Origin of the sequence: Marilutibacter maris (genome assembly GCF_006546735.2) — a bacterium.
In the GTDB taxonomy this organism is placed as follows: Bacteria; Pseudomonadota; Gammaproteobacteria; order Xanthomonadales; family Xanthomonadaceae; genus Marilutibacter; species Marilutibacter maris.
Genome location: NZ_VICD02000347.1, coordinates 1 through 24,783, shown reverse-complemented (window position 1 = coordinate 24,783; position 24,783 = coordinate 1). Strand labels below are relative to the sequence as shown.

Genomic DNA, 24,783 nt, shown 5'->3' with positions numbered 1-24,783 from the left:
CACGTGTTCGACGCCGCCACCGGCCTGGTCTACGCCCAGCAGCGCTACTATGACGACGATATCGGGCGGTTCCTGTCAGCGGACCCGGTGACGCCATACGGCAGCCCGGTCGGGCAGTTCAATCGGTATCGGTATGGGAGCAATAATCCCTATAGGTTTACTGATCCAGATGGCCGCAGGGATTGGGATTCGTTAGGTTCCCATTTCAGTAACTTCACCAGTCCAGGGACAGGCTTCCGCGTAGGGCCGCCTAGCATACGTGCCGGCGATAACATGCCAAGGAATAAAAGAGTTCCAGATATGAAGCGTGTGACATTGCCGGGCCTCGGAAATTCATTTCTCGACTCCGGTTTTGCGGATCGAGTAGATACCTGGAAACAGGATGCTGCCAGACAAGGAGTAAAAATAAAGTTTAATTCTGCATTCCGTGCGCAAGATAGGCAGGACTCCCTAAGAGGGGATCCAAGTGCAATAACTCCTGCGCGCCTGAGTCTGCATTCGGCTGGGTTTGCAGTTGATGTGAATTATTCATCATTGCGTAATATTCCCGGAGGCCTGACGGGCGATCAGCAAAGGACAATTTTGAGAGATGCGGCAACAAAAGCAGGGCTTAGCTGGGGTGGGAATTTTAGGACACCTGACCCGCCACATTTTTTTCGTGACCCTGGGGGCGATCGCAGCAAGCTGATAGATGAGGCAAGTCGTCAGGTGGAATTGCTACAGGCTGGAGGGAATTAATTATGATTTTTCTTCGAGAGACTATTGTGGCTACCTGCATGCTAGTCACTGTTGCCATGGCGAACGTTACACGCGCGGAGTCTAATATTGACTTCACAGGTACGTTCTCCAGCGTTTGCAGGCACAACGAAAGCGGTGATTTATTAGGGATGGAGGTTTCATTCGTTCCAGATGGGGATGGGATGTGGTTGCTGGCGCAGCGATACGAAGGTGTGCCAACCCGGCCCGCATTGCTCTCTGTTGGACACTCAAACGATAGCCATGTTGATGCTGAGGTTAAGTCAGAGGATGGCGATTTCTTCATGTTGGAAATGCTGTCGAATGGCCGTCTTAGGATTAAATATATGGATGGTCAGGTCAGTCACACAGGGTCAGACTCCGAAGTGCTATACAAGCGTGCTTCACCGAGCTGGAGTACGGGTGATGGTGCGCAAATTCCTGTTTGTGAATAAGGCCTGTCGAGTGAGGCTAATCCTGCCGTCCGGCGGGCTTGTTGTTTGTGGACACTGGCAAAGGACGGTGGTAACTAACCAGCGCCTGGAGCGGGGTGCTATGCAGTTCACCTGACCTGCCCCCACTGAGCCGTACCAGCCGAATCTGAGTAAAGTCCGTCAACCTGAGAGGACGGACATGCCCAGGAGCCGATTCACCGATCCGGATCGAGACGGCCTGGTTCTGAAGAAGGCCGACCTGGCCGCCCGCTGGCCATGCCTATGGACATATGTGGTCCGCCGCGAGACCGGTTACCTTCGCCCTCTGTTGCGAAATCCGTATCCGGACCCCATCCATGAAACCTTCCCTGCTGCTGGCCGCCCTGCTGATGAGTCTTTCCACCGCCGCTCCCAACGTCGCCTCCGCCGATCCGGCGGCTCCGCCCGATGTCGACCAGCGCCCGCACGTGGTCAAGGCGCCGCACGGGGCCGAGCGCCAGGACGAGTACTACTGGCTGCGCGACGATGAGCGCGAGGACAAGGCGATGCTGGCCTACCTGCAGGCCGAGAACGCCTACGCCGACAAGGTGATGGCGCCGCTCAAGCCGCTGGAGGACACGCTGTACGAGGAGATCGTCGGCCGCATCAAGCAGGACGACAGCTCGGTCCCGTACCGCAAGCACGGCTGGTGGTACTACACCCGTTTCGCGACCGGCCAGGACTACCCGGTCTACGGCCGTCGCCGCGACGCCGGCGGCATCGATGCGCTGTCGATCCAGAAGGCCAACGATGGCGGCGATTTTGCCGGCGAGCAGGTCCTGCTCGACGTCAACGCGCTGGCCGCCGGCAAGGACTACTACAACGTCGGCGACTGGGAAGTGACCCGCGACGACAAGGTGCTCGCCTATGCCGAGGACCTCAACGGCCGCCGCCAGTACACCGTGCGCTTCCGCGACCTGGAGACCGGCGAGCTGTATCCGGACCAGATCAAGGGCGTGTCGGCGAACCTGGTCTGGGCCGACGACAACCGCACCCTGTTCTATGTCGAGAACGATCCCGAGACCCTGCTCACCGTGCGAGTCAAGAAGCACGTGCTCGGCACCCCGGTCGCCGACGACGTGCTGGTCTACGAGGAGCACGACGACAGCTTCTACATGGGCATCGGCAAGACCCGCGACGAGCAGTTCATCTGCATCGGCGTGCAGAGCACGGTGTCGAGCGAGCTGCGCTGCACCCCGGCCGCGGCGCCGGGCGAGTTCGCCGTGCTGGCGCCGCGCGAGCGCGACGTCGAATACGACGCCGATCACCACGACGGCCGCTGGGTGATCGTGACCAATGCCGACGGCGCGAAGAACTTCAAGGTGGTCACCGCGCCCACCGGCAGCACCTCGCGCAAGGACTGGAAGGACTGGATCGCGCACCGCGACGACGTGTTCATCGACGGTATCGAGCTGTTCGACGGCTTCACCGTGATCGGCGAGCGCTCCGAGGGCCTGGAGCGGCTGCGGATCGTCCGCGGCGCCCCCGGCCAGGCCGGCGAGGAGGAGTACGTGAAGGCCGACGAGCCGGCCTACTCGATGGGCCTGGCCGCCAATGCCGAGCCGGACACCGAGCTGGTGCGCTACGAGTACACCTCGATGACCACCCCGGGCACCGTCTACGAGCTCAACGTGCGCACCGGCGAGCGCCGCCTGCTCAAGCGCGATCCGGTGATCGGCTACGACCCCGACCAGTACGTGACCGAGCGCCTGTGGGCGACCGCCCGCGACGGCACCCGGGTGCCGGTGTCGCTGGTCTACCGCAAGGGCTTCCAGCGCGACGGCAGCGCGGCGCTGCTGCAGTACGCCTACGGCAGCTATGGCTCCTCGACCGACCCGGGCTTCAACAGCACCGTGGTCAGCCTGCTCGACCGTGGCATGGTCTATGCGATCGCCCATATCCGCGGCGGCCAGGAGATGGGCCGCGCCTGGTACGACGACGGCAAGCTGTTCAACAAGAAGAACACCTTCACCGACTTCATCGACGTCACCCGCTTCCTGGTCGAGCACAAGTACGCCGCGCCCGACCGCGTCGCCGCCTATGGCGGCAGCGCCGGCGGCCTGCTGATGGGCGCGATCGCCAACATGGCGCCGGACACCTACCACGTGATCCTGTCGCAGGTGCCGTTCGTCGACGTGGTCACCACGATGCTGGACCCCAGCATCCCGCTGACCACCAACGAGTACGACGAGTGGGGCAATCCGGAGCAGAAGGACTACTACGATTACATGCTGTCGTACTCGCCCTACGACAACCTCAAGGCCCAGGCCTACCCGGCGATGTTCGTCGGCACCGGCCTGTGGGACTCGCAGGTGCAGTACTGGGAGCCGGCCAAGTACGTGGCGCGGCTGCGCGACCTGGATACCTCGGACAACACCGTCGTGTTCCGCACCAACATGGAAGCCGGCCACGGCGGCAAGTCCGGCCGCTTCCGCCGCTACCGCGAGCGCGCGGAGATGTACGCCTTCATGCTCGACCAGCTCGGCGTGAAGGCCGAGGCGGCACGCTGATGCGGTTGCGGGCGTCGGCGCTGATGGCACTGCTGGGGCTGGCGATGACGCCGGCCCTGTTGGCCACCGCGCCGTCCGCCCGCGCAGGCGAGCCGGCGCCGGCACAGCCGCTGGCGATCGGCGAGACCTTCGTCATCGACAGCGAGGTCCTGGGCGAGGCGCGCCGGATCAATGTCTACCGTCCCGATGTCGACGGCGACAAGCCGTTGCCGGTGCTGTACATGCCCGACGGCGGCATCGGCGAGGACTTCCTACACATCGCCGGTCTGGTCCAGATCGGTTCGATGAACGGCACCATGCATCCGGTGATGCTGGTCGGCATCGAGAACACCGATCGCCGTCGCGACATGACCGGGCCGTCGCGGATCCCGGCCGACCGCGAGATCGCGCCGCGGCTCGGCGGCTCGGCGGCGTTCCGCGAGTTCATCGCCGACGAGCTGATGCCGCGGATCGGCGACCGCTATGCGGTGAACGGGGAGACCGCGATCATCGGCGAGTCGCTGGCGGGCCTGTTCGTGGTCGAGAGCCTGGCCGAGGCGCCGGAACTGTTCGACATCTGGATCGCGATCGATCCCAGCCTGTGGTGGAACGGCGGGCATCTGGTCGAGGCTGTGCCCGCGCGCCTGCGCGAGCGTGAGCCGGTGGCGACCGAGCGGCTGTTCCTGGCCAGCAGCGACGAGACCGGCATCGCCACCCCGACCGCGGCGCTGGCCGGGGCGCTGTCCGACGTCGCCGGAATCGGGGTGGAGTACGCGCCGATGCCGGACGAGCACCACCACACCATCTATCACCCCGCGGCACTGGCGGCGCTGCGCAAGGCCTTCGCGCCGCCTCCGCTCGACTGACGATGGACTCCGTGCCGCGGCCGACACGCTTCCGCTGGGCCTGGTGGTTGCTGGCCTATGCCGCGCTCGGCCTGGGCGTGATCGGCATCGTCGTGCCCGGCCTGCCGACGGTGCCGTTCGTGCTGCTGTCGGCGTTCGCCGCCGCGCGCGGCTCCGAGCGCCTGCACCGCTGGCTGCTCGCCCACCGCCAGTTCGGACCGATGATCCGCGACTGGCAGGCGCATGGCGCAGTCAGCCGCCGCGCCAAGTGGCTGGCGACGGTGATGATGTCGGCCTGCGCGGTGATCATGTTCCTGACCGCGCCGAAGGTCTGGATGGCCGCGACCGGCACCGCCATCATGGCCGTGGTCGCCACCTGGCTGTGGCGGCGGCCCGAACCCCCGGCTGAACCGCTGTCCGACCGCTGAGCTTCGCACTCCGCGGCACGCGGGCTACACTGCGGCCATGAACGCACGCACCGCACTTTCCCTGCTCCTGCTGTCGCTGGCGATGACCGCCTGCGGCAACAAGGGGCCGCTGGTCCAGGCACCGGCCGACATGCCGATCGAGGTGCCCGTCGACGCCGCGTCCGAGCCCGATCCGGGTGTCGGGGATGCCGGCGAGGCGGCGCCGCCGTCCGATCCCGACGTCGAGGACACTGGCGACGACGAGGGGCCGGGCGCGGAATGAGCGCGCCCGCGCACGCGGCGCCCGCCGGCGTCGTGCATTTCAGCAAGATGCACGGGGCCGGCAACGACTTCGTCGTGCTCGACCTGCGCGGTGGCCAGGCCCCGCCCGGGCCCGAGCTGTGCCGCCGGCTGGCCGACCGTCATCTCGGTGTCGGCTGCGACCAGATCCTGACCGTCGAGGACCCGCTGTCGGAAGGCGCGGTCGCCGCCTACGGCATCTGGAATGCCGACGGTTCGCGTTCGCAGCAGTGCGGCAACGGCGCGCGTTGCATCGCTGCCTGGCTGGTGCGTGATGGCGCCGCTGGCGGCGACCGCTTCCGGCTCGACAGCCCGGCCGGCCGCCACGCGGTCGAGCGGGTCGGCGAGGACCGTTACCGCATCGCGATGGGCGTGCCCGATTTCGACCCGCTGCGGATCCCGATGCACGGGTTCGAGCGGCCGCAGGACCCCTATGCCGCCGGCGACGCATCGTTGCCGCGGTTCGGTGCGGTTTCGATGGGCAATCCGCATGCGCTGATCGAAGTCGACGATCTGGACAGCGTGCCGGTCGAGCGCATCGGCCCGGCCCTGCAACGCGACGGCGTGTTCCCCGAGTCGGTCAATGTCGGTTTCGCCCAGGTCGTGGCGCGCGACCGGGTGCGCCTGCGCGTGTACGAACGCGGCGTCGGCGAGACCCTGGCCTGCGGCAGCGGCGCCTGCGCGGCGGCGGCGGTGTTGATGAAGCGCGGTGCGATCGGCCGGCGTGCGACGATCGTGCTGCCGGGCGGCGAGCTGCTGATCGAGTGGCCGGACGACGACGCGCCCATGGCCATGACCGGCCCGACCGCATTCGTTTACGAAGGAGAGTGGCGAAATGAATGACCTCCAGGAAAAGCTCGGCGCGCACGAAGTCGCGGCCTGGTTGCGCCGGCATCCGCGCTTCCTGCAGCAGTTTCCCGACCTCGCGCTGAGCCTGGTGGTGCCGCGCGACGAGGGCTCGGCGGCGTCGCTGGCCAGCTACCAGCTGGAAGTGCTGCGCGACAAGAACCGCGAACTGTCGCGGCGCCTGCAGGACCTGTTCGCCAATGCGCAGGAGAACGAGCGCCTGGCCGTGCGCACCCATCAGCTGGCGCTGGCACTGATGCGCCAGGACAACGCCGCCGGCACCCTGCAGGCGATGACCGCGACCCTGGCCGAGGAGTTCAACGGCGACATCGTGCGCCTGGTCATGCTCGAACCGGTGGCCGGCCTGGACGCGGCCGACTGGCTGCAGGTCATCGCCGCCGACGACGAGGCGCTGGCCCCGTTCCGCGACTGCCTGGCCGATGGCGAGCCGATCTGCGGGCGCCTGCAACCGGAAAAGAGCGCATTGCTGTACGGCGCGCGGGTCGACGAAGTGCAGTCCAGCGCCTTGCTGCCGCTGCCGGGCGTCGGCCTGGTCGCGGTCGGCAGCCGCGACCCCAACCGTTTCTATCCCGGCATGGGCACCCTGTTCCTGCGGATGATGGGCGAGGCGCTGACCACCGCCCTGCAGCGCTTCGATCGCTAGTGGACCGCCGATCCCGCCGATCGGCTGCCGGTCGCGGCTCACGCCGCTCCTACGCAGCATCGGCAAGGTCTGCACGCCCGTAGGCGCTGCGCAAGCTGTGATCCCCGGGGCTGCGCCAGGGAATCCCCAAAGTTTGCTGCGCAAACCCTGGGCCCCGCCGTTGCGCTTCCACACCCCCAATTCGCGCTACGCGCGAATCGCCCCCTGACTCAGGGGGCTGGCCACATGCCACATGCCACATGCCACATGCCACATGCCACATGCCTTCATCCTGTAGGAGCGGCGTGAGCCGCGATGGGGCGTTCCTGGGAAGGCGCGGGGATCGCGGCTCACGCCACGCCCGCCGGACCCGTGCGCGGTGTCGGCTTCCGCGCTACGCTGGACGTGGATGGGAACGCGCATGATCGAAGAATTCCTGGCCCACCTGCAGGTGGAACGGCAAATGTCCGCGCACACGCTGGATGCCTACCGCCGCGACCTCGACGCGCTGCGCAACTGGGCCGACGCCCAGTCGTTGCAGGTCCTGGATCTGCATGCCGAGCAACTGCGCGGTTTCGTCGCCTCCGAGCACCGTCGCGGGCTGTCGCCCAAGAGCCTGCAGCGGCGGCTGTCGGCCTGCCGCAGCTTCTATGCCTGGCTGCTCAAGCAGGGCCGCATCGCCGCCAGTCCCGCCGCCGCGATCCGCGCACCGAAGGCGCCGCGCAAGCTGCCGCAGGTGCTCGATCCGGACGAGGCCAAGGCCCTGGTCGAGGTGCCGACCGACGTGCCGCTGGGTCTGCGCGACCGCGCCCTGCTGGAACTGTTCTACTCCTCGGGTCTGCGCCTGTCGGAACTGTGCGCGCTGCGCTGGCGCGACCTCGACCTGGCCGATGCGCTGGTGCACGTGACCGGCAAGGGCAACAAGCAGCGCAGCGTGCCGCTGGGCTCGCATGCGCGCGCGGCCCTGGCCGAGTGGCGCGCCTCGACCGGCGCCGGCAACGACGCGCCGGTGTTCCCCGGTCGCAACGGCCCGATCACCCCGCGCGCGGTGCAGCTGCGCCTGCAAAAACTGGCCCAGCGGCAGGGGCTGTTCAAGCGCGTCCACCCGCACCTGCTGCGGCACTCCTTCGCCAGCCACATCCTGGAGTCGTCCGGCGATCTGCGCGGAGTGCAGGAACTGCTCGGCCACGCCGATATCGCCACCACCCAGATCTACACCCACCTCGACTACCAGCACCTGGCCCGGGTCTACGACGGCGCCCATCCGCGGGCCAAGCGCAAGGGCTGAGCGCGGCTACAGTCCGGCCAGTACGCCGCCATCGGCGAGCACCGAGGAACCGGTCATGTAGCGGCTCTCGTCGCTGGCCAGCCACAGCGCCACGTCGGCGATCTCCTCCGGCGTGCCGATCCGCTTGAACGCGTCGACCTTCTGCCGCGACTGCTCGACCATCTCCGGCGACGCACCGGTGGCGCCGCGGAACAGCGGCGTGTCGATGATGCCCGGCGCGATCACGTTGGCGCGGATGCCGCGGGCGCCGTAGTCCAGCGCCGCCGCCTGGGCCAGGCCCATCAGTGCGCGCTTGCTGGTCGCGTAGGCGCCGGCGCCGGGACGGGTGCTGCGCTCGTGCAGCGACGAGGTCAGGATGATGCTGCCGCCGCCGCTGCGCAGCATGTGCGGGATCTGATGCTTCATCGATACGAACACGCCGCGGGTGTTGGTCGCGTTGATCCGGTCCCAGGTGTCCAGGTCCAGCTCGTGCAATGGCTGGAAGCGGCCGGTGATGCCGGCGTTGTTGAACGCGACGTGCAGGCCGCCGTAGTGGTCGGCGACCGCATCGACGAAGTCGCGCACCTGTTCGGGCACGGTGACATCGGCACGCATGAACATCGCCTTGCCACCCTCGGCGCGTATCGCCGCCTCGACTTCGCGGCCGAGCGCTTTGCGGCGGCCGCAGAAGCCGACGCTGGCGCCCTCGCGGGCGAACGCGAACGCGGCGGAACGACCGATCCCGGAGGTCGCGCCGGTGATGATCGCGACCTTGCCGGCCAGCCGTCCGCGGCCCGCGTGCCGAGGCGATGCCGCCTGCGCGGTGCCCAGGCCGGTGGCGAGCGTGGCGGTGGTGGCGGCCGCCGCCAGGCTCGCGCCAAGCAGCTCGCGTCGGGTGATTGCGGTCATCAGGCACCTCGTCTCGGATGGGGGAGAGGGGGCAGTGTCATCGATTGCATTCGGCGCGATAATCGAATCATCGTGAATTAGTTTCATTCGGAATATGAACGAATTTCCGATGCTGACGCCCACCCGGCTGCGCGAACTCGTCGGCTTCGCCGCAGTCGCCCGCCACCTGAGCTTCGCCCGCGCCGCGGCCGAGGTCGGTTGCACGCCATCGGTGCTGAGCCGGCGCATCGCCAGCCTGGAGCGGACCGTCGGTGGGCCGGTATTCCTGCGCTCGACCCGGCAGGTGTCGTTGACCGCGCTGGGCGAGGCCCTGCTGGCCGACTACGGCGCGGTCGAGAGTGCCCTGGGCGGGCTCAATGCCGGGTTGGCGTCGCAGCATGCCGAGCCGGCCGGACGGGTGCGCCTGCATCTGCCGGCGACCTATGGGCGGCGCCGGGTCGCGCCGCTGCTGGCGGGACTGCTGGAGCGGCATCCGCGAATCCAGCTCGACGTGGTGTTCGACGACGGCTACGCCGATCTGGTCGCCGAACGCGTCGATGTCGCGGTACGGATCGGACGGCTGAGCGACTCGCGGCTGGTCGCGCGCGGGCTGCCGCCGATCCGCCGCCTGCTGTGCGCGTCGCCACGCTATCTCGACCGGGCGCCGTCGCTGCAACGGCCTGAGGACCTCGCCGGCCATCGCTGCCTGAGTTTCGCGCCGTTGCAGTCCGGTGCGTTGTGGACGCTGCAGCGCGGCCGGCTCAAGCGCCCGGTGAGGGTGCAGCCGGTGCTGGCGACCAACAATGCCGACGCGCTGCGCGAGGCGGTGATCGGCGGCGCCGGCATTGCGCTGCTGGCCGACTTCGTCATCGGCGCCGAGCTGGACGCCGGCGACCTGGTCGAAGTGTTGCCGCAGTGGCGGGTGCCGCAGCCGACCGTGCAGATGGTCTGGGTCGCCGGCGCCGATCGTGCGCCGCGGGTGCGCGCGGTGATCGATTACCTCGGCGAACGGCTCGCGCAGCCGTGTCCCGGCGATGCGGACGCGCAGGTGGCCGCGAGCTGAACCGGCGCGCCCACGGCAGCGGCCGGCGGCGGCTCGAACTTGAACCCGCCGGCCGCGCCCCCACCCATGAGTCATCGCTTCCGGAGGCTCCATGGATCCCAGCCAGAACCCCAATGTCTTCCACGCCACCACCATCGTGTCGGTGCGGCGCGACGATCGCGTCGCGGTGGCCGGCGACGGCCAGGTCACGCTCGGCCATACGGTGATGAAGGCCAACGCGCGCAAGGTGCGCCGGCTCGGCCGCGACGGCCAGGTGTTGGCCGGTTTCGCCGGCGCCGCCGCCGACGCGTTCACCCTGTTCGAGCTGTTCGAGGCCAAGCTGGAGAAGCATGGCCAGCTGACCCGGGCCGCGGTCGAGATGGCCAAGGACTGGCGCACCGAGCGCCGCCTCGGCAAGTTGGAGGCGCTGCTCGCGGTCGCCGACCGCGAGACCTCGCTGGTCATCAGCGGCACCGGCGACGTGATCGAGCCGGAGGACGGCATCATCGCGATCGGCTCCGGCGGCATGTACGCGTTGTCCGCCGCGCGCGCGCTGATCGCGCACACCCAGCTCGACGCCCGCACCATCGCCACCGAGGCGATCAACATCGCCGGCGACGTCTGCATCTACACCAACCGCAACGTGGTGGTGGAAGAACTGTAGGCGGTCCGCGAGGCGCGACCTCGCTCCCCTTTTGTCACATCGCGGCTCACGCCGCTCCCACGACAGCGTTCAAGCGTTCATATGACCGATAACAACAGCGCCACCATGACCCCCAGGGAGATCGTCCAGGAACTGGACCGCCACATCGTCGGCCAGCACCAGGCCAAGCGCGCCGTCGCGATCGCCCTGCGCAACCGCTGGCGCCGCGCCCAGCTCGACGACGCGCTGCGCAACGAGGTCATGCCCAAGAACATCCTGATGATCGGCCCGACCGGTGTCGGCAAGACCGAGATCGCGCGGCGCCTGGCGACGCTCGCCAACGCGCCCTTCGTCAAGGTCGAGGCGACCCGCTTCACCGAGGTCGGCTATGTCGGCAAGGACGTCGAGCAGATCGTCCGCGATCTGGCCGACACCGCGGTCAAGCTGTACCGCGAGCAGGCCAAGCACCGCGTGCGTACCCAGGCCGAGGACCGCGCCGAGGACCGTATCCTCGATGCGCTGCTGCCGCGCCGAAGCGGCAACGCGACCTCGTTCGGCTTCAACATCGCCGATGCCGCGAAGGACGAGCCGTCCGCGCAGGGCAATGCGCCCGACGACGCGACCCGGACCAAGTTGCGCAAACAGCTGCGTGCCGGCGAGCTCGACGAGCGTGAGATCGAGATCGACGCTTCGGTCAATCTCGGCGGCGTCGACATCATGGCGCCGCCGGGCATGGAGGAGATGGGCCAGCAGCTGCGGCAGATGTTCTCGCAGATGGCCGGCACCAAGACCCAGAAGAAGACCCTGCCGATCAAGGCCGCGCGCAAGCTGCTGGTCGAGGACGAGGCCGCCCGCCTGGTCAACGAGGAGGAGGTGCGCGAGGCGGCGATCGAGGCCTGCGAACAGCACGGCATCGTCTTCATCGACGAGATCGACAAGGTCGCCAAGCGCAGCGAGGCCGGCATGAGCGGCGGCGACGTCAGCCGCGAGGGCGTGCAGCGCGATCTGCTGCCGCTGGTCGAGGGCTCGACCGTCAGCACCAAGTACGGTCCGGTCAAGACCGACCACATCCTGTTCATCGCTTCCGGCGCGTTCCACCTGGCCAAGCCCAGCGACCTGATTCCCGAGTTGCAGGGCCGCTTCCCGATCCGGGTCGAGCTGGGCGCGTTGAGCAAGGACGACTTCGTCCGCATCCTGACCGAGCCCAGGGCGGCGCTGACGATCCAGTACGTCGAGCTGATGAAGACCGAGGGCGTCGAGCTGCGTTTCACCGACGACGCCGTCGACCGTCTCGCCGACATCGCCGCGACCGTCAACGAGCGCCAGGAGAACATCGGTGCGCGTCGCCTGCACACCGTGCTCGAGCGCCTGCTCGACGTGCTCAGCTACGAGGCCCCGGACCGCGACGGCCAGGCGGTCACCATCGACCGCGCCTACGTCGACCAGCACCTGGGCGAGCTGGTCCAGGACCCGGACCTGAGCCGCTACATCCTCTGAGCGCGCGGCGCAGCGCGTGCCGTCATGGAGAACCCGCCGCGAGGCGGGTTCTGCGTATGGCGATGCCCAGGAGCGCGGGCGCGCATCAGTACGGCGGCACCACCACGCTGGTGCGCAGCACCCGCTCGAAGCGCCCATGGCGGGCGAAACGGCCCTCGAGGCGGAGTTCGGCGACGTAGCTGCCCGCCGCCAGCGGTTGCGCGAAAGCCAATGTGTAGGTGGCGCGCGAAGGCTTGCCGTCCAGGAAGCCGCCGCGGCTCACGCAGGTTGGTGATCGCTCCAGGTGGCCGCTGATCCCGCCGCCGCAGCGGCAGGGCGAACGCCGGGGCGCGGGCGGTGCGCAATGCGAGCGCAACCGCGAGCCGGCGACGTCGAGCCACTCCAGCGACGCCGGGTCCGCGGCCGGGCGCCATGGCGCGACCGGCGTCAGTACCGCGCTGCCGTCGAGTTCCACGTCGCCGGCGAAGCGCGACTCCAGCGATATGTCCAGCACCGCCAGGCGGCGCTTGCGCTCCCACACCAGTCGCGGCACGCAGCTCACCTGCAACGGCGAACGCACGAAGGCGCCCAGCACGCAGTGCTCCGATCCGCCGACATCGACACGCCAGCGTCCGGGCGCCGGCCGCAGCACCCGCAGGGTCAGGTGGCCGGGCCGCGATGCGGCCTCGTATCCCCAGTCGCCGCGACGCAGGCGCCGACCGAACGGGTCGATCAGGGTGAACTTGCCGATGCGCGCGCCGGTCGGACTGGCGAGGCTGAGCAGCAGGCGACTGACCCCGGGTTCGACCCGGAAGCCGGCGCCGGCCCGGTTCTGGCCGGCCAGGTTCAGATGGGAAGGGGCGGCGTGCGACAGGCTCGCATGGACCCGGCTCATGCCGTCGCCGTCATCGTCTTCCTGCGGTGTCGATACCGCGGCGTTGAACACCAGATCATCGTCCGAGGCGTCGGCGCGGATCTGGTTGTAGATCTCGTACAGCTCCAGCGAATCGGGGCTGAGATGGAAGCTGCCGCCGGTCTCGCTGGCGATGTGTTGCAGCAGCGGGATATCCGACTGGCTGCCCAGGGCGATGGTGTGGACCGGCAGGCCGTCGCGCAGGGTGGCGAGCACATCGCCGCTCCAGGGCGCGCGGTTCTCGTAGCCGTCCGACAGCAGCACGATGGCGTCGCGGGCGGTCGCGCCGGCGGCCAACTGGTCGGCCGCGGCCTGCAGCCCGGCGCCGAGCGAGGTCCAGCCGGCGAAGGCGAGCGCGTCGATCTCGTCGTGCGCCTGGATCAGGCTGGCGGTGGACAGCGGTGTCAGCGCGAGGTCGACGCGGGCGCGGTCGGCCAGGGGCGTGGCGTCCGGGTCCGGCGAAGGATCGGCGAAGCTGACCACACCGACGCTGTCGCCGATCGACATCAGGTCGATGAAGCGCTTGGCGTTGGCGCGGGCATCGTCGTCGTAGCCGGACGCGGCCATGCTGCCGGTGCGGTCGATGGCCTGGACGATGCGCGCCGGCGTCGTCGCCGCCACGTCGAGATCCACGGCCTTGATCGCCAGCGCCCGCAGCGCCGCCACCACTTCCTGGACCGAGACCAGGGCCGAGTCGATCGGCGGCTGGAACGCCAGCGCGCACTCGAAGTCGAAGGCGAAGGCGCGATGGGCGAAGAAGAAGTACTCGTCCGAGGTGCCGGCGTGGTTGCTGGTGGTGCCGGTCGCGTAGGTCTTGCCGCTGACGGCCTGGATCGCCGCGTTGGCGGCGGTTTCGAGCTGCTGGTAGATCAGCTCGTCCTCGGGCGCGACCGGCAGGCTGCCGGTGAAGCTGCCGCCGCTGGCGATCGGGCGGAAGATCTTCTCGCCCTGCGAATGCGAGTCGACAGCGACCAGGATGTTGGGGAAGTTCTCGGCGATGAACTTCAGGTTGCGGTTCTCCGGTTCGGAGAACGCGAACGCGCCGTGGTAGGCGTTGGAGCAGGCCGAGGACGAAGCGCCGGCCTCGCCGAAGAACACCTCGTAGTTGCGGTTGTTGTCGCCCCCCGGGCAGGCGGGCGCGCCCGGATTCGCGCGCCGGTTCTTGCGCCAGCCGGCGTCGTCGTGGAAGGAGAAGTTGAGGCCGTCGGGATTCATCACCGGCACGATCAGCACTTCGCCCTGCTGCAGGATGCGGGTGATCTCCTGCACCTGCGGATCGACGCTGGCGGGATCGTGGTTGCGCAGCAGCTGCTCGGCGAATTCGATCGCGATCAGTGGATTGATCCACTCCCGCGCATGGGTGCCGCAGATCAGCAGCAAGGCCGGCCGCGAGCGGTCCGAGGGATCGTTGCTGAGCCGCAGCAGCTGCACCGCGGACGGGCCGGCCAGCGCGGCGACCGAGCCGTCGTAGCCCTCGGTGCTCTCGGGCAGGGTGATGAGCTGGCACAGGGCCGGGAATTCCGCCGCCAGCGCGGCGATCCGCGCGGCGACGGCGCCGGCGTCCAGATAGCTGTCGACGAAGCCGGTGACTGGCGCGTCGTCGCTATCGTCGTGCACGCTGGCGCGCTCTTCACGACGCAGCGCGGCGGTCTGTTCCAGGTCCTCGGTGATCTCCGGGTCGAGGTCGTACTGCTTGGCGACTTCCAGCTCACGCGAGTTCAGCGCCAGCATCAGCCAGCCGTCGGCCTCGTGGTAGTGGTCGAATACGATCCGGCCCTGATGGTCGAGCGCTTCCAGCAGCGCCCTGTTGGCGGCGGTGGCCGCGATCCTGCAGGCGAAGTAACCCATGACACGCTCCTTGTGGGGTGGCGCCGATGCGCCGCGGCCACGCGTGGCGACCGCGGCGGCGACGCGACGATGGAATCTCCGATCGCTCCGCTCTCCCCCGACGAGGTCGGGGGAGAGGGAGGTGTTCAGAGCTTTACTGGCGCTTGCGCAATTCCAGCGAGAACGCGCCCAGCGACCGGCCGTCGGTGTCCTGCTCGATCAGGGCCACCTCGCGGGCGCCGGACAGCGTGCCCTTCGGCAACTGCGCGCCCAGCACCACCGGCGTAAGCATGCCGCCGACCATCGGCACGTCGAGGATCAACCTCGATCCGGAGCCCAGCAGGAAGCGCTTGCGGCCGTCGACGGTTTCCACCCGCACGTCGGACGCGGGCGGTCGCCGGTCCGCGGGCGCGCAGCAGCACGACTCGTGGCCGTCCTGCGGCGGTACCGGCCGCTTCGCGGCGTCGCCCAGCGCCCGGATCACCGCCCGCTCGACCTTGGGGTCGAGGAAGCGCACCCAGATCCTGGCCCGCTTCGGCAGGTTGCCGCGCGCCACCACGATGCGGCGGATGCGGCTGTCGTCGGACTCGGCGCCGATCATGCCGGTCATCTCGTGCTCGGCGCCGTCGTCGTCGGAGTAGTCGACGGTGACGTTGCGCTGGGCCAGGTTGGTGTTGTCGACGACCAGGTTCCCGGACGGCGTCGGCCCGGTATGCGGCGAGACCTCGGCCAGCAGGCAGGGGTGCCAGCGGGTGCCGCCGACGAACTCCGGCGGCACCAGCGCGGCCGGCCACGGGAAGTCGAGGATGGTGGTGGCGCCGGCCGCCAGCGAGGCGATCGCTTGCTCGCCGAGCAGGTAGGTGCCCTGCACCAGCGGGCTGGGAATCGGATCGCCGGAGTTGATCGAGGGAATGTAGTCGCCGGGGTAGACGAACTGGGTGCCGGCGAAGTGGGTCAGGTAGACGCGGACGAAGGCATTGGCCGAGTTGGCGCTGCCGGCATTGCGCACGCGCACGCGCACCCAGTTGTCGGTGCCGGCATCGGCCGGCTGGTTGGGTGGATTGGCGCCGTAGGCCGGATCGCCGATCGGATCGGTCGCCGGGTTGTCCTGGCGCACCCACAGGTCCGGGCTGCGCCAGAAGGTGCCGCCGGTCGGGACCAGGCTGCCGTCGTCGGCGAGATTGTCGCGGACGACCAGGTTGACGGTGCCCGGGTCGAAGGCGTTGGCGCCCTGCACGGCGGCATTGACGTCCAGGCGGCCGAAGCCGTACCACCAGCTGAAGCCTCCGGACCATTGTCCGACCGGGTCGGCATTGGCGCCGTCGATGACCACCGCGGTGTTGCGCAACAGGTCGCGCAGGTCGACCCAGGTCAGGTCGGGCTCGACCGACAGCATCAGCGCGGCGGCCGCGGCGACCGTGGGCGCCGCCGCCGAGGTGCCGCCGAAGGTCTGCTCGCCGCCGGTGTGGTTGAGCGAAGGCGCGCCGTTGCCCTGGGCGCAGATGTCGATCTCAGGACCGAAGTTGGAGGTGTTGTTGAGCCGCTCCACGCCCATGCCGTCGGGCTGGTTGGAATTGCTGATCGCCAGGGTGCGCGGATGCGCGGCCCATACCCGGTAGCCGGTGATCTGCTGCGGGGTGGCGTTGTTGCCGGCGGAGTAGATCATCAGCGTGCCCTTGCCGCCGCGACCGTAGACCGACAGGAAGGTCAGGGTGTCGTCCATCAGCCCCGACAGCGCCAGACCGTTGACGCCATGCGAGCAGCTGATGATGTCGGCCGCCGGGTTGATCGGCTCGGCCGGCCAGCCGGTCGAGGTGTTGCCGGTGGTGAAGCCGGCCGCCCATAGCAGCGCGTCGGCATAGTTGACGCCGCCCAGCGCGAGCGGACGCTCCAGGCCGATCTGGTGCGTGTTCGGGGCGATGCCGGCGATGTCGTTGGCGTTGTCGGTCCGCGCCGCGACGATGCCGTAGACGCCCATGCCGTGCGAGGTGTCGGGGGTGTAGCCGGGCGTGGTGCACGGCCGCAGGCCTTCGAAGTCGTAGCACTGCGCCAGCTGCGCGGTACCGTCGGTCAGGTTGCCGCCGATGTCGGGATGGTCGGTGTCGATGCCGCGGTCGAGCGTGGCGACATACACCGCCGGACTGCCAAGGGTGAGGTTGGCCGAGATGCCGTTGAGGAACTGCCAGGCGTCGTCGACGTTCTGCAGGGTCAGGTTGGCCTGGCTGGCGTAGGTCGGGTCGTCCGGCGGGTCGGCCGGGAAGGCGTCGTCGACGATCTCGGCGATCAGGTCGGGTTCGCCGTAGACCAGCAGGCCCTGCTCATGCCATGCCTCGATGATCTTGAGGTGCTCCTGGTAGGCGCCGCCGCCGAACTCGATCAGACGCGCGTTGCCGGCCTGCAGGAAGCCGCGCAGGATGCGCGCCTTGGCCTTCTCCACCAGCGCCTCGATGTCCTGCGGGCGCAGGTGGTCGCGGAAGCGGACGACGAAGCGCCGGTCCAGCACCTTGACCTGGCGCCGGGTGAGGTCGATCGGCATGCCGATGCGCGCGTCCTCGCCGAGCATGCGGCGCAGGCCGGCCTCGGTCCTGGCACGGTCGCCGCGCGCGCCCAGCTGGAACAGCCAGATCGCGCCGCCGGCGGCCATCGACGGATGGGTCTCTTCCTCGGTCTTCAGCTCGACCGGCTTGAGGCCCAGCTTCTTGACGACCTCGTTGAACAGTTCACGGCCGCGTTTCGGGTCGGGGGCGCGCGAGTCGAAGCCGACCGCGATCAGATCCTCGCGCGGCTCGAACGGCACCACGTTCTCGCCATAGCGGTAGAACGGCCAGCCGCGCTTGCCCAGGTAGACGCTCGCGGTCTTGCCGGTCGGCGCAACGGCGATGGTGCGCTCGGGCGCGACCATGCCGGTCGCCTTGACCTGCAACCGGTAGCTGCCGGGCGCGACCTGGCCCTCGAAGGTGGCGGTGTCCTTGACCCGCTCGAGTGCGATCCGGGTCTTGCCGCTGGTCAGCTCGACCTCGGCCTTCTTGTTCCAGGGCGAGCCGTTGCTGTCGTGTACCGAAACCCGCACCGGTGCGGCGGGTCTGTCCTGTTTGCGCGTTCGCGCTGCCTTGGTGGCCATGATTTCTCTCCTTGAATGGTGTGAACAGCTGCCTTCTCCCTGGCACGAACATGACCGGCGTTGTCAGTGGCCCCGGTTAACGGAACGGACACATGCGTCCGATGGCGGTTGAAGGCGATGGCTGGGGCCATTCATCGCCAACGGCGCGTTCCTGTTGGACAGGACAGGTTGCGCCGCCTTCGTTGGCGGGCCGACAGCGAGGTGAAGGAGGCGTCACGAACCGGTGACGCCGGGGCCGACCGCAGGTGCGCGGCCGGACTCCCGGCGGTCGGGCTTCGTGCGCCAGGCTTTACCGCGCCCGAGCCGGGTCCGGGGAGGCGGGCGCCTCCGATGCCAGCGCGCGCCCGCGCAGCAGCCGGTAGGCGGCCGGGATCACCAGCATCGACAGCAGCGGTGCGGTCAGCATGCCGCCGATCATCGGCGCGGCGATCCGCTGCATCACCTCCGAGCCGGCACCGCTGCCGACGAACAGCGGCAACAGGCCGGCCAGGATCACCGCGACGGTCATCGCCTTCGGTCGCACCCGCAGCACCGCGCCCTCGCGGATCGCCGCCTCGAGGGTGGCCACGGTCGCCGGCTCGCCGGCCGCCAGCCGTCGCTCCCAGGCCTGGCGCAGGTACAGCAGCATGATCACGCCGAACTCGGCGGCGACCCCGCCCAGGGCGATGAAACCGACCATCGTCGCCACCGACATCGCATGGCCGAGCAGCCAGATCAGCCACAGTCCGCCTACCAGGGCCAGCGGCAGGCTGAGCAGGATGATCGCGACCTCGCCGAAGCGCCGGAACACCGTCCAGATCAGCACGAAGATGATCGCCAGCGCCGCCGGCACCACCCATTGCAGCCGTGCGATCGCGCGCTGCAGGTATTCGTACTGGCCGGACCAGGCGACGGCATAGCCCGGCGGCAGCGCGACCGTATCGGCGATGCGCCGCTGCAGCGCCTCCACCACCGAGCCCAGGTCGTGGCCGGCGACATCGACGTAGACGTAGCCGACCAGGCGGCCGTTGTCGCTCTTGAGCATCGGCGGACCGGCGCTCAGCGACAGCTCGGCAACCTGGCCCAGGGTCAGCTGCACGCCGTCCGGCGCGACCAGCGGCAGTTGCGCCAGCGCCGCCAGCGAATCGCGCTGTCCGCGCGGGTAGCGCAGCACGATCGGATAGCGTTCGCGTCCGTCGACGGTCTCGCCGATCGGTTCGCCGCCGACCACGGTCGCGATCAACCGCTGCAGCCCGGCCTGGTCCAGGCCGTAGCGCGCCGCGACGGCGGGGCGGATGCGCACATCGACATAGCGCCCGCCGCCGACCCGCTCGGCCAGCGCCGAGCTCACCCCGGGAACGGTCCTGGCGACGCGCTCGATCTCACCGCCCAGGCGCTCGATGACCTGGATGTCGGGCCCCGACACCTTGATCCCGATCGGGCTCTTGATGCCGGTGCTGATCATGTCGATGCGGTTGCGGATCGGCGGCACCCACAGGTTGGTCAGGCCCGGCACCTTCACCGCCGCGTCCAGTTCTTCGCGCAGTTTCTGCGGGGTCATGCCCGGACGCCACTGCTCGCGCGGCTTGAACGTCACCGTGGTCTCGAACATCTCGATCGGCGCCGGGTCGGTGGCGGTGTCGGCGCGGCCGGCCTTGCCGAACACGTGCTCGACCTCGGGCACGGACTTGATCATGCGATCGGACAGTTGCAGCAACTGACCGGACTTGCCGGCCGACAGCCCCGGCAGTGCGGTCGGCATGTACAACAGGCTGCCTTCGTCCAGCGGCGGCATGAACTCGCTGCCGATGCGCGCGTAGGGGATCGCGGTGAGCAGCAGCAGGGCGGCGCTCAGGCCCAGGGTTAGTCGCGGATGGCGCAGCACCCGTTCCAGCAGCGGCCGGTAGCCGGCGATCAGCGCACGGTTGACCGGGTTGGCGTGCTCGGGACGGATGCGACCTCGGATCAGATAGCCCATCAGCACCGGCACCAGGGTCACCGACAGCCCGGCGGCGGCGGCCATCGCATAGGTCTTGGTGTAGGCCAGCGGCGCGAACAGCCGGCCTTCCTGCGCCTGCAGCGCGAATACCGGCACGAACGACAGGGTGATCACCAGCAGGCTGGCGAACAGCGCCGGACCGACCTCGGCCGAGGCCTGCGCCATCAGCCCCCAGCGTTCGTTTCCGCGGGGTTCGCGTCCGCCATGCGCCGCACGCCAGGCTTCCAGGTGCTTGTGGGCGTTCTCGATCATCACCACCGCCGCATCGACCATCGCGCCGATGGCGATCGCGATGCCGCCCAGCGACAGCAGGTTGGCGGTGATGCCCTGCCAGCGCATCACGATGAATGCCGCCAGCACGCCCAGCGGCAGGGTCACCACCGCCACCAGCGCCGAGCGCAGGTGCCACAGGAACAGCACGCACACCAGCGCCACCACCAGGAATTCCTCGCCGAGCTTGCCGGCCAGGTTGCGCACCGCCTCGTGGATCAGCTCGGAGCGGTCGTAGACCGGCACGATCTCCACGCCTTCGGGCAGGCCGGCCTGCAGATCCCGCAGCCGCTGCTTGACGCCTTCGATCGCGCGTAGCGCATCCTTGCCGGTGCGCAGCACGATCACGCCGCCGGCGACCTCGCCCTCGCCGTCGAGTTCGGCGATGCCGCGGCGGAACGCCGGGCCGCGCGTGACCGTCGCCACCTCGCCCAGCAGCACCGGGATACCGTCGGCGCTGGTCACCGGCACCTGCTCGAAATCCTCACGCGCGCGCAGATAGCCCTCGCTGCGCACCATCAGTTCGGCCTCGCCCTGTTCGATCACCGAGCCGCCGGTGGCGCCGTTGGCAGCGCCGATCGCATCGACCAGCCGCTGCACGGTCAGGCCGCGCGCCGCCAGCGCCTGCGGGTCGGGCACGATCTGCCAGGCCGGCACCATCCCGCCCACGCTGGCGACCTCGGCCACGTCGGGCACGGTCTTCAGCTCGTAGCGCAGGAACCAGTCCTGCAGGGCGCGCAGCTGCCCGAGGTCGTGGCGGCCGCTGCGGTCGACCAGCGCGTACTCGTAGATCCAGCCCAGGCCGGTGGCGTCGGGGCCGAGCGCGGGGCTGACGTCGGCCGGCAGCCGGTCGCGCACCTGGCTCAGGTATTCCAGCACCCGCGAACGCGCCCAGTACAGATCGGTGTCATCGTCGAACAGGACGTAGACGTAGGAATCGCCGAAGAACGAGAAACCGCGCACCGCGGTGACTCCGGGCACCGACAGCATCGTCGTGGTCAGCGGATAAGTGACCTGGTCCTCGACAATGCGCGGGGTCTGGCCCGGCCACTGGGTGCGCACGATGACCTGGGTGTCGGACAGGTCCGGCAGCGCGTCCAGCGGGGTGTGCCGCAGCGACCACAGACCGGCGCCGGCCAACAGCGCGGCGGCCATCAACACCAGCACGCGATTGGCGATGGAGGCGTGGATGAGGCGCGCGATCATGGCCGTGTCTCCTGTGGCCCGGTCGCGGGGTCGGCCAAGGGTTCGAGCCGTTCCACAGTGAGTCCGTCCGCGTCGGAGCGTACCCACACCCGCACGCGGTCGCCGACCCGCAGGCCCTCGGCAAGGGCGGGGTCGGCGAGCGGGAAGCGCATCGTCATGCCCGGCATGCCCAGGGTCGGGAACGGGCCGTGGCTGAGTTCGATCCTGCCCTCGCCGATGGCGCGCACGCTGGCGTCGGCCTGGTGCAGGGCCGGCGTGTCGGTGGCGGGCGCGTCGCTCGCCGGCAGGTGTTCGCCGGGCACGCTGTCGCCGGGCATGCCGTCATCCGGTTCGCTTTCGCCCGGCATGCGCATGTCCGGCATGCCTTCGTCCGGCACGCTCTCGTTCGGCACGCTCTCGTCCGGTAAGTTCGCGGCCGCGTCGCCGCGGTCCTCGTCCAGACGTTCCAGCAGGCCCGACAGGCTGGCTTCGGAATCGATCAGGAACTGGCCGGACACGACCACGCGCTCGCCGCCCTTCAGGCCTTCGAGGATCTCGCTGCGGCCGTCGCCGCTGCGTCCGACCCGCACCCGCAGCGGGTGGAAGCGGCCGTCGGCGTCCTGCACGATCACCCGGCTGTCTGCGCCGGTGGCGATCAGCGCGCCGGTCGGCACCAGCGGCCGGGCCGGGCCCGCCTCGGGACGTATCGCGACCTCGGCGAACATGCCCGGGGCCAGCACGCCGTCGGGATTGCGCAGCACGATGCGTGCCTGTTGCGTGCGGGTGGCCGGATCGACCTGCGGCAACAGGGTCTCGACCTCGCCGTCGAAGCGCCGCTCCGGCAATCCGTCGACGCGGGCCCGGACCGGCGTGCCCGCCCGCAGCCGCGCCGCCTCGGCCTGCGGTACCGCCGCCTGCAACCACACCGTCGCGGTGCCATTGATGCGGAACAACGGCGTCCCCGCCATCACTGCCTGGCCGTCGCGGACCAGCACTTCGCTGACCACGCCGGCATGCGGCGCGGCGACCGTCACGCTGCCGTCGCCGCTGGCGCCGGCGGGAACGCCGAGCACGCGCAGGCGCTGTTGCGCGGCCGCCTGCAGTTCGCGTGCGGCCGCCGACTCGGCCTGGCGCAGCGCGTGCGCCTCGGCCAGCGCGGTGCTCCAGGCGGGAGCGAGCAGGGTCGCCAGCGGTTGTCCGCGTTCGACCCGGGTGTACGGCGCCTTGACCTCGACCCGGCTCACCAGCGACGCGGCGACGGCGCTGACCACCGATTCCCGGTTCAGGTCCCAGGCCAGCGTGCCGGGCACGCGCAGGGTTGTAGCCAGCCGGCCGATCGCGACCGTTTCGGTGCGGATGCCCACGCTCTGGCGCAGGCCCGGGTCGATGTCGACTGCGGCGCCGGTGGCTTCGTCGGCGTACTTCGGCACCAGTTGCATGTCCATGAATGGCGACTTGCCGGGCTTGTCGAAGCGCTGGTCGGGCACCATCGGGTCGTACCAGTACAGCACCTCGCGTTCGTCCGCTGCCGCCTCCGGCTCGGCGTTCGTCATGTCGGCGCTGCCCTCGCGGCCCGCCCACCAGTAGCCGCCGGCCACCCCGGCGGCGACGGCGGCGATCCATGCGGCGGTCGTGATCCAGGTCTTGGAGCGGTTCATGGCAGGGGCTCCTGTTCGGGCGGCTGGTTGTCGGGGTTCTGGATTTCGAGGAGCTGGTTTTCAGGTAGCTGGTTCTCAGGAAGCAGGTAGGCCAGATCGGCCCAGACGCGGCCCAGCTCGCCACGGCGCCGGGCGTGCTCGATCAGCAGTTCGACTTCGTCGCGGCGTGCATCCAGCCACGGTTGCAGACCGCCGCCGGCGGCATAGGCGGCCAGTGCCGTGCGCGAGCGGTCGCGGGCCAGCGGCAGCGATGCGTCCTCGATACGCGCCAACCGACGCTTGAGGCCCTGCCACAGGGCCAGGTGCCGCTGCAGGCGTTCGGCCTGCAGGCGCCGGGCGTCGTCGCGTTCGGCGCCGGCCGCGTCCAGTTCGGCACGGCTTGCGGCGATGTCGCGCTCCTGGCGGTTGCCTGTGAACAGCGGCAGGTCGATCGCGAATTCGACCATCAGCATGTCGCTGCGCGGCAGCCCCGCAGGCGTGCGTTCGCGCTGTCCGTAACTGAAGCCGAGGCTCCAGTCCGGACGCTTGCCGGCGATCGCGGCATCGACCTCGGCTGCGGCGACCGCCTCGCGCGCACGCCATGGAAGCAGTGCGCCATGACGGTCGATCGAAGCCAGCAGGGCGGCCGGCGCGACCGGCAAGGTGTCCGCCGACGGTGGCTTGCCCTCGGCCCGCAATGCCTCAGGGGCCTCGTCCAGCCAGCGTGCCAGGCCGGCGCGGGCCGCTTCCAGGCGCGCCTGCGCGGCGTCGATGCGGTTCTCCAGATCCAGCGCGCCGGCCTGCGCGGCCAACGCGTCGGAGACCATGCCGCTACCGCCGGCGGTCCGCGCCTTCGCCGCGCGCACGGCGACATCGGCCGGTTCGCGCAGCGCCTGCAGGGCGGCCACCTCGTGTTGCGCCGCCCATAGCTCGATCCAGGCCTGGGCGCTGGCCCGACGCACCTCCAGCCGCTCGGCCAGCGACAGCGCCCGGGCCTGGTCGAGCAGGCGTTCGGCCACGGCCTGGCGGGCCCGGCGCTTGGCCCGTGCCGGGAATGCCTGCATCAGTCCGATCTGCTTCATTGTCATCATGTCGGCGCCGGTATCGAAGGCGTCGGCACCGGTGACCGGCAGGTTGGAAATGCCGAGCTTCAGTTCTGGATCGGGCAGGGCGGCGGCGCGGGCGGCCCGCGCCTGGCGCGCCTGGATGCGCGATTGCCGCGCCTGGATCGAAGGCGCGCGTTCGACCGCGTTGCGCAAGGCGTCTTCGTAGGTGATGGCGGACGCGATGGACGCGGCCGGGACGAGGGCGAATGCAAGGACCAGCATCGACACCGGCCAGCGGTGGACGCCGTGGCGGTGCGACGGGGAAAGGAGACGGGTCATGAGACCTCCGGACAGGCAACGACGGACACGCCGCCGAAGCCGCCGGCGGCGCGGTAACAGGTCGTGGTCGGGGTCTAGATCTGCAGGCTACAGAAGCGCTGCGCGGGCGGCGGGTCGGACCGGCAGACCGGCACGTCGCGATAGGACTGCGCGCGCACCGGCGGCAGCATCGCCTCGGTCAGCGCGAACTGCACCGGCGGCAGCGCCAGTGCCGGCACCTGCGGCGCCTTCAGGTCGGGTGCGGCGACATGGCCACGCAGACAGTGCTGGTCGCACAGCGCCGGCGTATCCGGGTCGGGCATCTCCATCGCGCCGCACCCGGCCATCGCCTGCGGCGGTGCCGGCGTCTCGGCGATCGGGCAGGCGTAGGCGACCAGGGCCAGTTGTTGCAACAGCAACACCCACAGTGCCAG

The 24,783-nt window shown here is 69.6% G+C and carries 19 protein-coding genes; 12 read left to right on the top strand and 7 right to left on the bottom strand.

All coding sequences use genetic code 11. The features are described 5' to 3' along the window. The 9 genes from FKV24_RS19060 to xerC all read left to right on the top strand — a co-directional run. Nucleotides 1-738 (top strand): RHS repeat-associated core domain-containing protein (locus FKV24_RS19060; protein ID WP_211371932.1); only part of this gene is annotated, 738 nt, incomplete at its 5' end. A 2-nt stretch (nucleotides 739-740) separates the two neighbouring features. Beyond that, nucleotides 741-1,190 (top strand): hypothetical protein, encoded by a 450-nt coding sequence (locus FKV24_RS19055; RefSeq protein WP_141483513.1) that lies wholly within the window; start codon nucleotides 741-743, stop codon nucleotides 1,188-1,190. Nucleotides 1,191-1,525: 335 nt separating this feature from the next. Then, complete coding sequence (locus tag FKV24_RS19050; protein WP_141483512.1) at nucleotides 1,526-3,718, top strand: S9 family peptidase; 2,193 nt, start codon at nucleotides 1,526-1,528, stop codon at nucleotides 3,716-3,718. A gap of 23 nt (nucleotides 3,719-3,741) precedes the next feature. Then, a complete protein-coding gene (locus tag FKV24_RS19045; protein WP_141483519.1) occupies nucleotides 3,742-4,563 on the top strand; it encodes an alpha/beta hydrolase in 822 nt (273 codons plus the stop codon). An 11-nt stretch (nucleotides 4,564-4,574) separates the two neighbouring features. After that, nucleotides 4,575-4,970 carry a YbaN family protein gene (locus FKV24_RS19040; protein WP_141483518.1) on the top strand — a complete coding sequence of 132 codons (396 nt, stop codon included), beginning with the start codon at nucleotides 4,575-4,577 and terminating at the stop codon, nucleotides 4,968-4,970. Nucleotides 4,971-5,007: 37 nt separating this feature from the next. Continuing rightward, complete coding sequence (gene lptM / locus FKV24_RS19035) at nucleotides 5,008-5,232, top strand: LPS translocon maturation chaperone LptM (protein WP_111265353.1); 225 nt, start codon at nucleotides 5,008-5,010, stop codon at nucleotides 5,230-5,232. Continuing rightward, nucleotides 5,229-6,092 (top strand): diaminopimelate epimerase, encoded by an 864-nt coding sequence (dapF, locus tag FKV24_RS19030; protein ID WP_141483511.1) that lies wholly within the window; start codon nucleotides 5,229-5,231, stop codon nucleotides 6,090-6,092. Before lptM ends, dapF begins: the two co-directional genes overlap by 4 nt. Further along, on the top strand, nucleotides 6,085-6,759 hold the full coding sequence (locus FKV24_RS19025; protein WP_111265355.1) for a DUF484 family protein: 675 nt from the start codon (nucleotides 6,085-6,087) through the stop codon (nucleotides 6,757-6,759). Before dapF ends, FKV24_RS19025 begins: the two co-directional genes overlap by 8 nt. A 400-nt stretch (nucleotides 6,760-7,159) precedes the next feature. Further along, nucleotides 7,160-8,026: a tyrosine recombinase XerC gene (xerC, locus tag FKV24_RS19020; RefSeq protein ID WP_283016223.1), complete on the top strand. Its 867-nt coding sequence runs from the start codon at nucleotides 7,160-7,162 to the stop codon at nucleotides 8,024-8,026. Nucleotides 8,027-8,032: 6 nt separating this feature from the next. Here xerC and FKV24_RS19015 read toward each other — a convergent pair whose 3' ends face one another. Further along, nucleotides 8,033-8,914: a glucose 1-dehydrogenase gene (locus tag FKV24_RS19015; protein WP_170288384.1), complete on the bottom strand. Its 882-nt coding sequence runs from the start codon at nucleotides 8,912-8,914 to the stop codon at nucleotides 8,033-8,035. Nucleotides 8,915-9,023: 109 nt separating this feature from the next. Between FKV24_RS19015 and FKV24_RS19010 the strand changes: the two genes are divergently transcribed. The 3 genes from FKV24_RS19010 (at nucleotide 9,024) to hslU (ending at nucleotide 12,075) form a co-directional block, all read left to right on the top strand. Then, entirely contained in the window at nucleotides 9,024-9,956 is a 933-nt protein-coding gene (locus tag FKV24_RS19010) for a LysR family transcriptional regulator (protein WP_249041099.1), read from the top strand. Between the two features lie 91 nt (nucleotides 9,957-10,047). Next, nucleotides 10,048-10,599, top strand: a complete 552-nt coding sequence (hslV, locus tag FKV24_RS19005) for an ATP-dependent protease subunit HslV (RefSeq protein ID WP_141483509.1) — start codon at nucleotides 10,048-10,050, stop codon at nucleotides 10,597-10,599. An 81-nt stretch (nucleotides 10,600-10,680) separates the two neighbouring features. Further along, nucleotides 10,681-12,075 carry an ATP-dependent protease ATPase subunit HslU gene (hslU, locus tag FKV24_RS19000; protein WP_141483508.1) on the top strand — a complete coding sequence of 465 codons (1,395 nt, stop codon included), beginning with the start codon at nucleotides 10,681-10,683 and terminating at the stop codon, nucleotides 12,073-12,075. Between the two features lie 85 nt (nucleotides 12,076-12,160). On the opposite strand, the gene FKV24_RS18995 is transcribed toward hslU, so the two are convergent. The 6 genes from FKV24_RS18995 to FKV24_RS18965 all read right to left on the bottom strand — a co-directional run. After that, on the bottom strand, nucleotides 12,161-14,815 hold the full coding sequence (locus tag FKV24_RS18995) for a M14 family zinc carboxypeptidase (protein WP_141483507.1): 2,655 nt from the start codon (nucleotides 14,813-14,815) through the stop codon (nucleotides 12,161-12,163). 133 nt (nucleotides 14,816-14,948) lie between these two features. Beyond that, complete coding sequence (locus FKV24_RS20100; RefSeq protein ID WP_141483506.1) at nucleotides 14,949-17,915, bottom strand: S8 family serine peptidase; 2,967 nt, start codon at nucleotides 17,913-17,915, stop codon at nucleotides 14,949-14,951. 289 nt (nucleotides 17,916-18,204) lie between these two features. After that, nucleotides 18,205-21,369 carry an efflux RND transporter permease subunit gene (locus tag FKV24_RS18985; RefSeq protein WP_141483505.1) on the bottom strand — a complete coding sequence of 1,055 codons (3,165 nt, stop codon included), beginning with the start codon at nucleotides 21,367-21,369 and terminating at the stop codon, nucleotides 18,205-18,207. Further along, nucleotides 21,366-23,006: an efflux RND transporter periplasmic adaptor subunit gene (locus tag FKV24_RS18975; RefSeq protein ID WP_211371931.1), complete on the bottom strand. Its 1,641-nt coding sequence runs from the start codon at nucleotides 23,004-23,006 to the stop codon at nucleotides 21,366-21,368. The genes FKV24_RS18985 and FKV24_RS18975 overlap by 4 nt, the downstream gene beginning before the upstream one ends. Further along, entirely contained in the window at nucleotides 23,003-24,370 is a 1,368-nt protein-coding gene (locus FKV24_RS18970; protein WP_249041098.1) for a TolC family protein, read from the bottom strand. The genes FKV24_RS18975 and FKV24_RS18970 overlap by 4 nt, the downstream gene beginning before the upstream one ends. A gap of 74 nt (nucleotides 24,371-24,444) precedes the next feature. Then, the coding region (locus FKV24_RS18965) for a hypothetical protein (RefSeq protein WP_249041097.1) at nucleotides 24,445-24,783 on the bottom strand (339 nt) is incomplete at its 5' end.

What these genes read in the sequence shown, in the direction of transcription:
- FKV24_RS19055 (WP_141483513.1), top strand. Translation starts at nt 741, where the DNA reads ATGATTTTTCTTCGAGAGACTATTGTGGCTACCTGCATGCTAGTCACT.
- FKV24_RS19050 (WP_141483512.1), top strand. Translation starts at nt 1,526, where the DNA reads ATGAAACCTTCCCTGCTGCTGGCCGCCCTGCTGATGAGTCTTTCCACC.
- FKV24_RS19045 (WP_141483519.1), top strand. Translation starts at nt 3,742, where the DNA reads ATGGCACTGCTGGGGCTGGCGATGACGCCGGCCCTGTTGGCCACCGCG.
- lptM (WP_111265353.1), top strand. Translation starts at nt 5,008, where the DNA reads ATGAACGCACGCACCGCACTTTCCCTGCTCCTGCTGTCGCTGGCGATG.
- dapF (WP_141483511.1), top strand. Translation starts at nt 5,229, where the DNA reads ATGAGCGCGCCCGCGCACGCGGCGCCCGCCGGCGTCGTGCATTTCAGC.
- FKV24_RS19025 (WP_111265355.1), top strand. Translation starts at nt 6,085, where the DNA reads ATGAATGACCTCCAGGAAAAGCTCGGCGCGCACGAAGTCGCGGCCTGG.
- xerC (WP_283016223.1), top strand. Translation starts at nt 7,160, where the DNA reads ATGATCGAAGAATTCCTGGCCCACCTGCAGGTGGAACGGCAAATGTCC.
- FKV24_RS19015 (WP_170288384.1), bottom strand. Translation starts at nt 8,914, where the DNA reads ATGACCGCAATCACCCGACGCGAGCTGCTTGGCGCGAGCCTGGCGGCG.
- FKV24_RS19010 (WP_249041099.1), top strand. Translation starts at nt 9,024, where the DNA reads ATGCTGACGCCCACCCGGCTGCGCGAACTCGTCGGCTTCGCCGCAGTC.
- hslV (WP_141483509.1), top strand. Translation starts at nt 10,048, where the DNA reads ATGGATCCCAGCCAGAACCCCAATGTCTTCCACGCCACCACCATCGTG.
- hslU (WP_141483508.1), top strand. Translation starts at nt 10,681, where the DNA reads ATGACCGATAACAACAGCGCCACCATGACCCCCAGGGAGATCGTCCAG.
- FKV24_RS18995 (WP_141483507.1), bottom strand. Translation starts at nt 14,815, where the DNA reads ATGGGTTACTTCGCCTGCAGGATCGCGGCCACCGCCGCCAACAGGGCG.
- FKV24_RS20100 (WP_141483506.1), bottom strand. Translation starts at nt 17,915, where the DNA reads ATGGCCACCAAGGCAGCGCGAACGCGCAAACAGGACAGACCCGCCGCA.
- FKV24_RS18985 (WP_141483505.1), bottom strand. Translation starts at nt 21,369, where the DNA reads ATGATCGCGCGCCTCATCCACGCCTCCATCGCCAATCGCGTGCTGGTG.
- FKV24_RS18975 (WP_211371931.1), bottom strand. Translation starts at nt 23,006, where the DNA reads ATGAACCGCTCCAAGACCTGGATCACGACCGCCGCATGGATCGCCGCC.
- FKV24_RS18970 (WP_249041098.1), bottom strand. Translation starts at nt 24,370, where the DNA reads ATGACCCGTCTCCTTTCCCCGTCGCACCGCCACGGCGTCCACCGCTGG.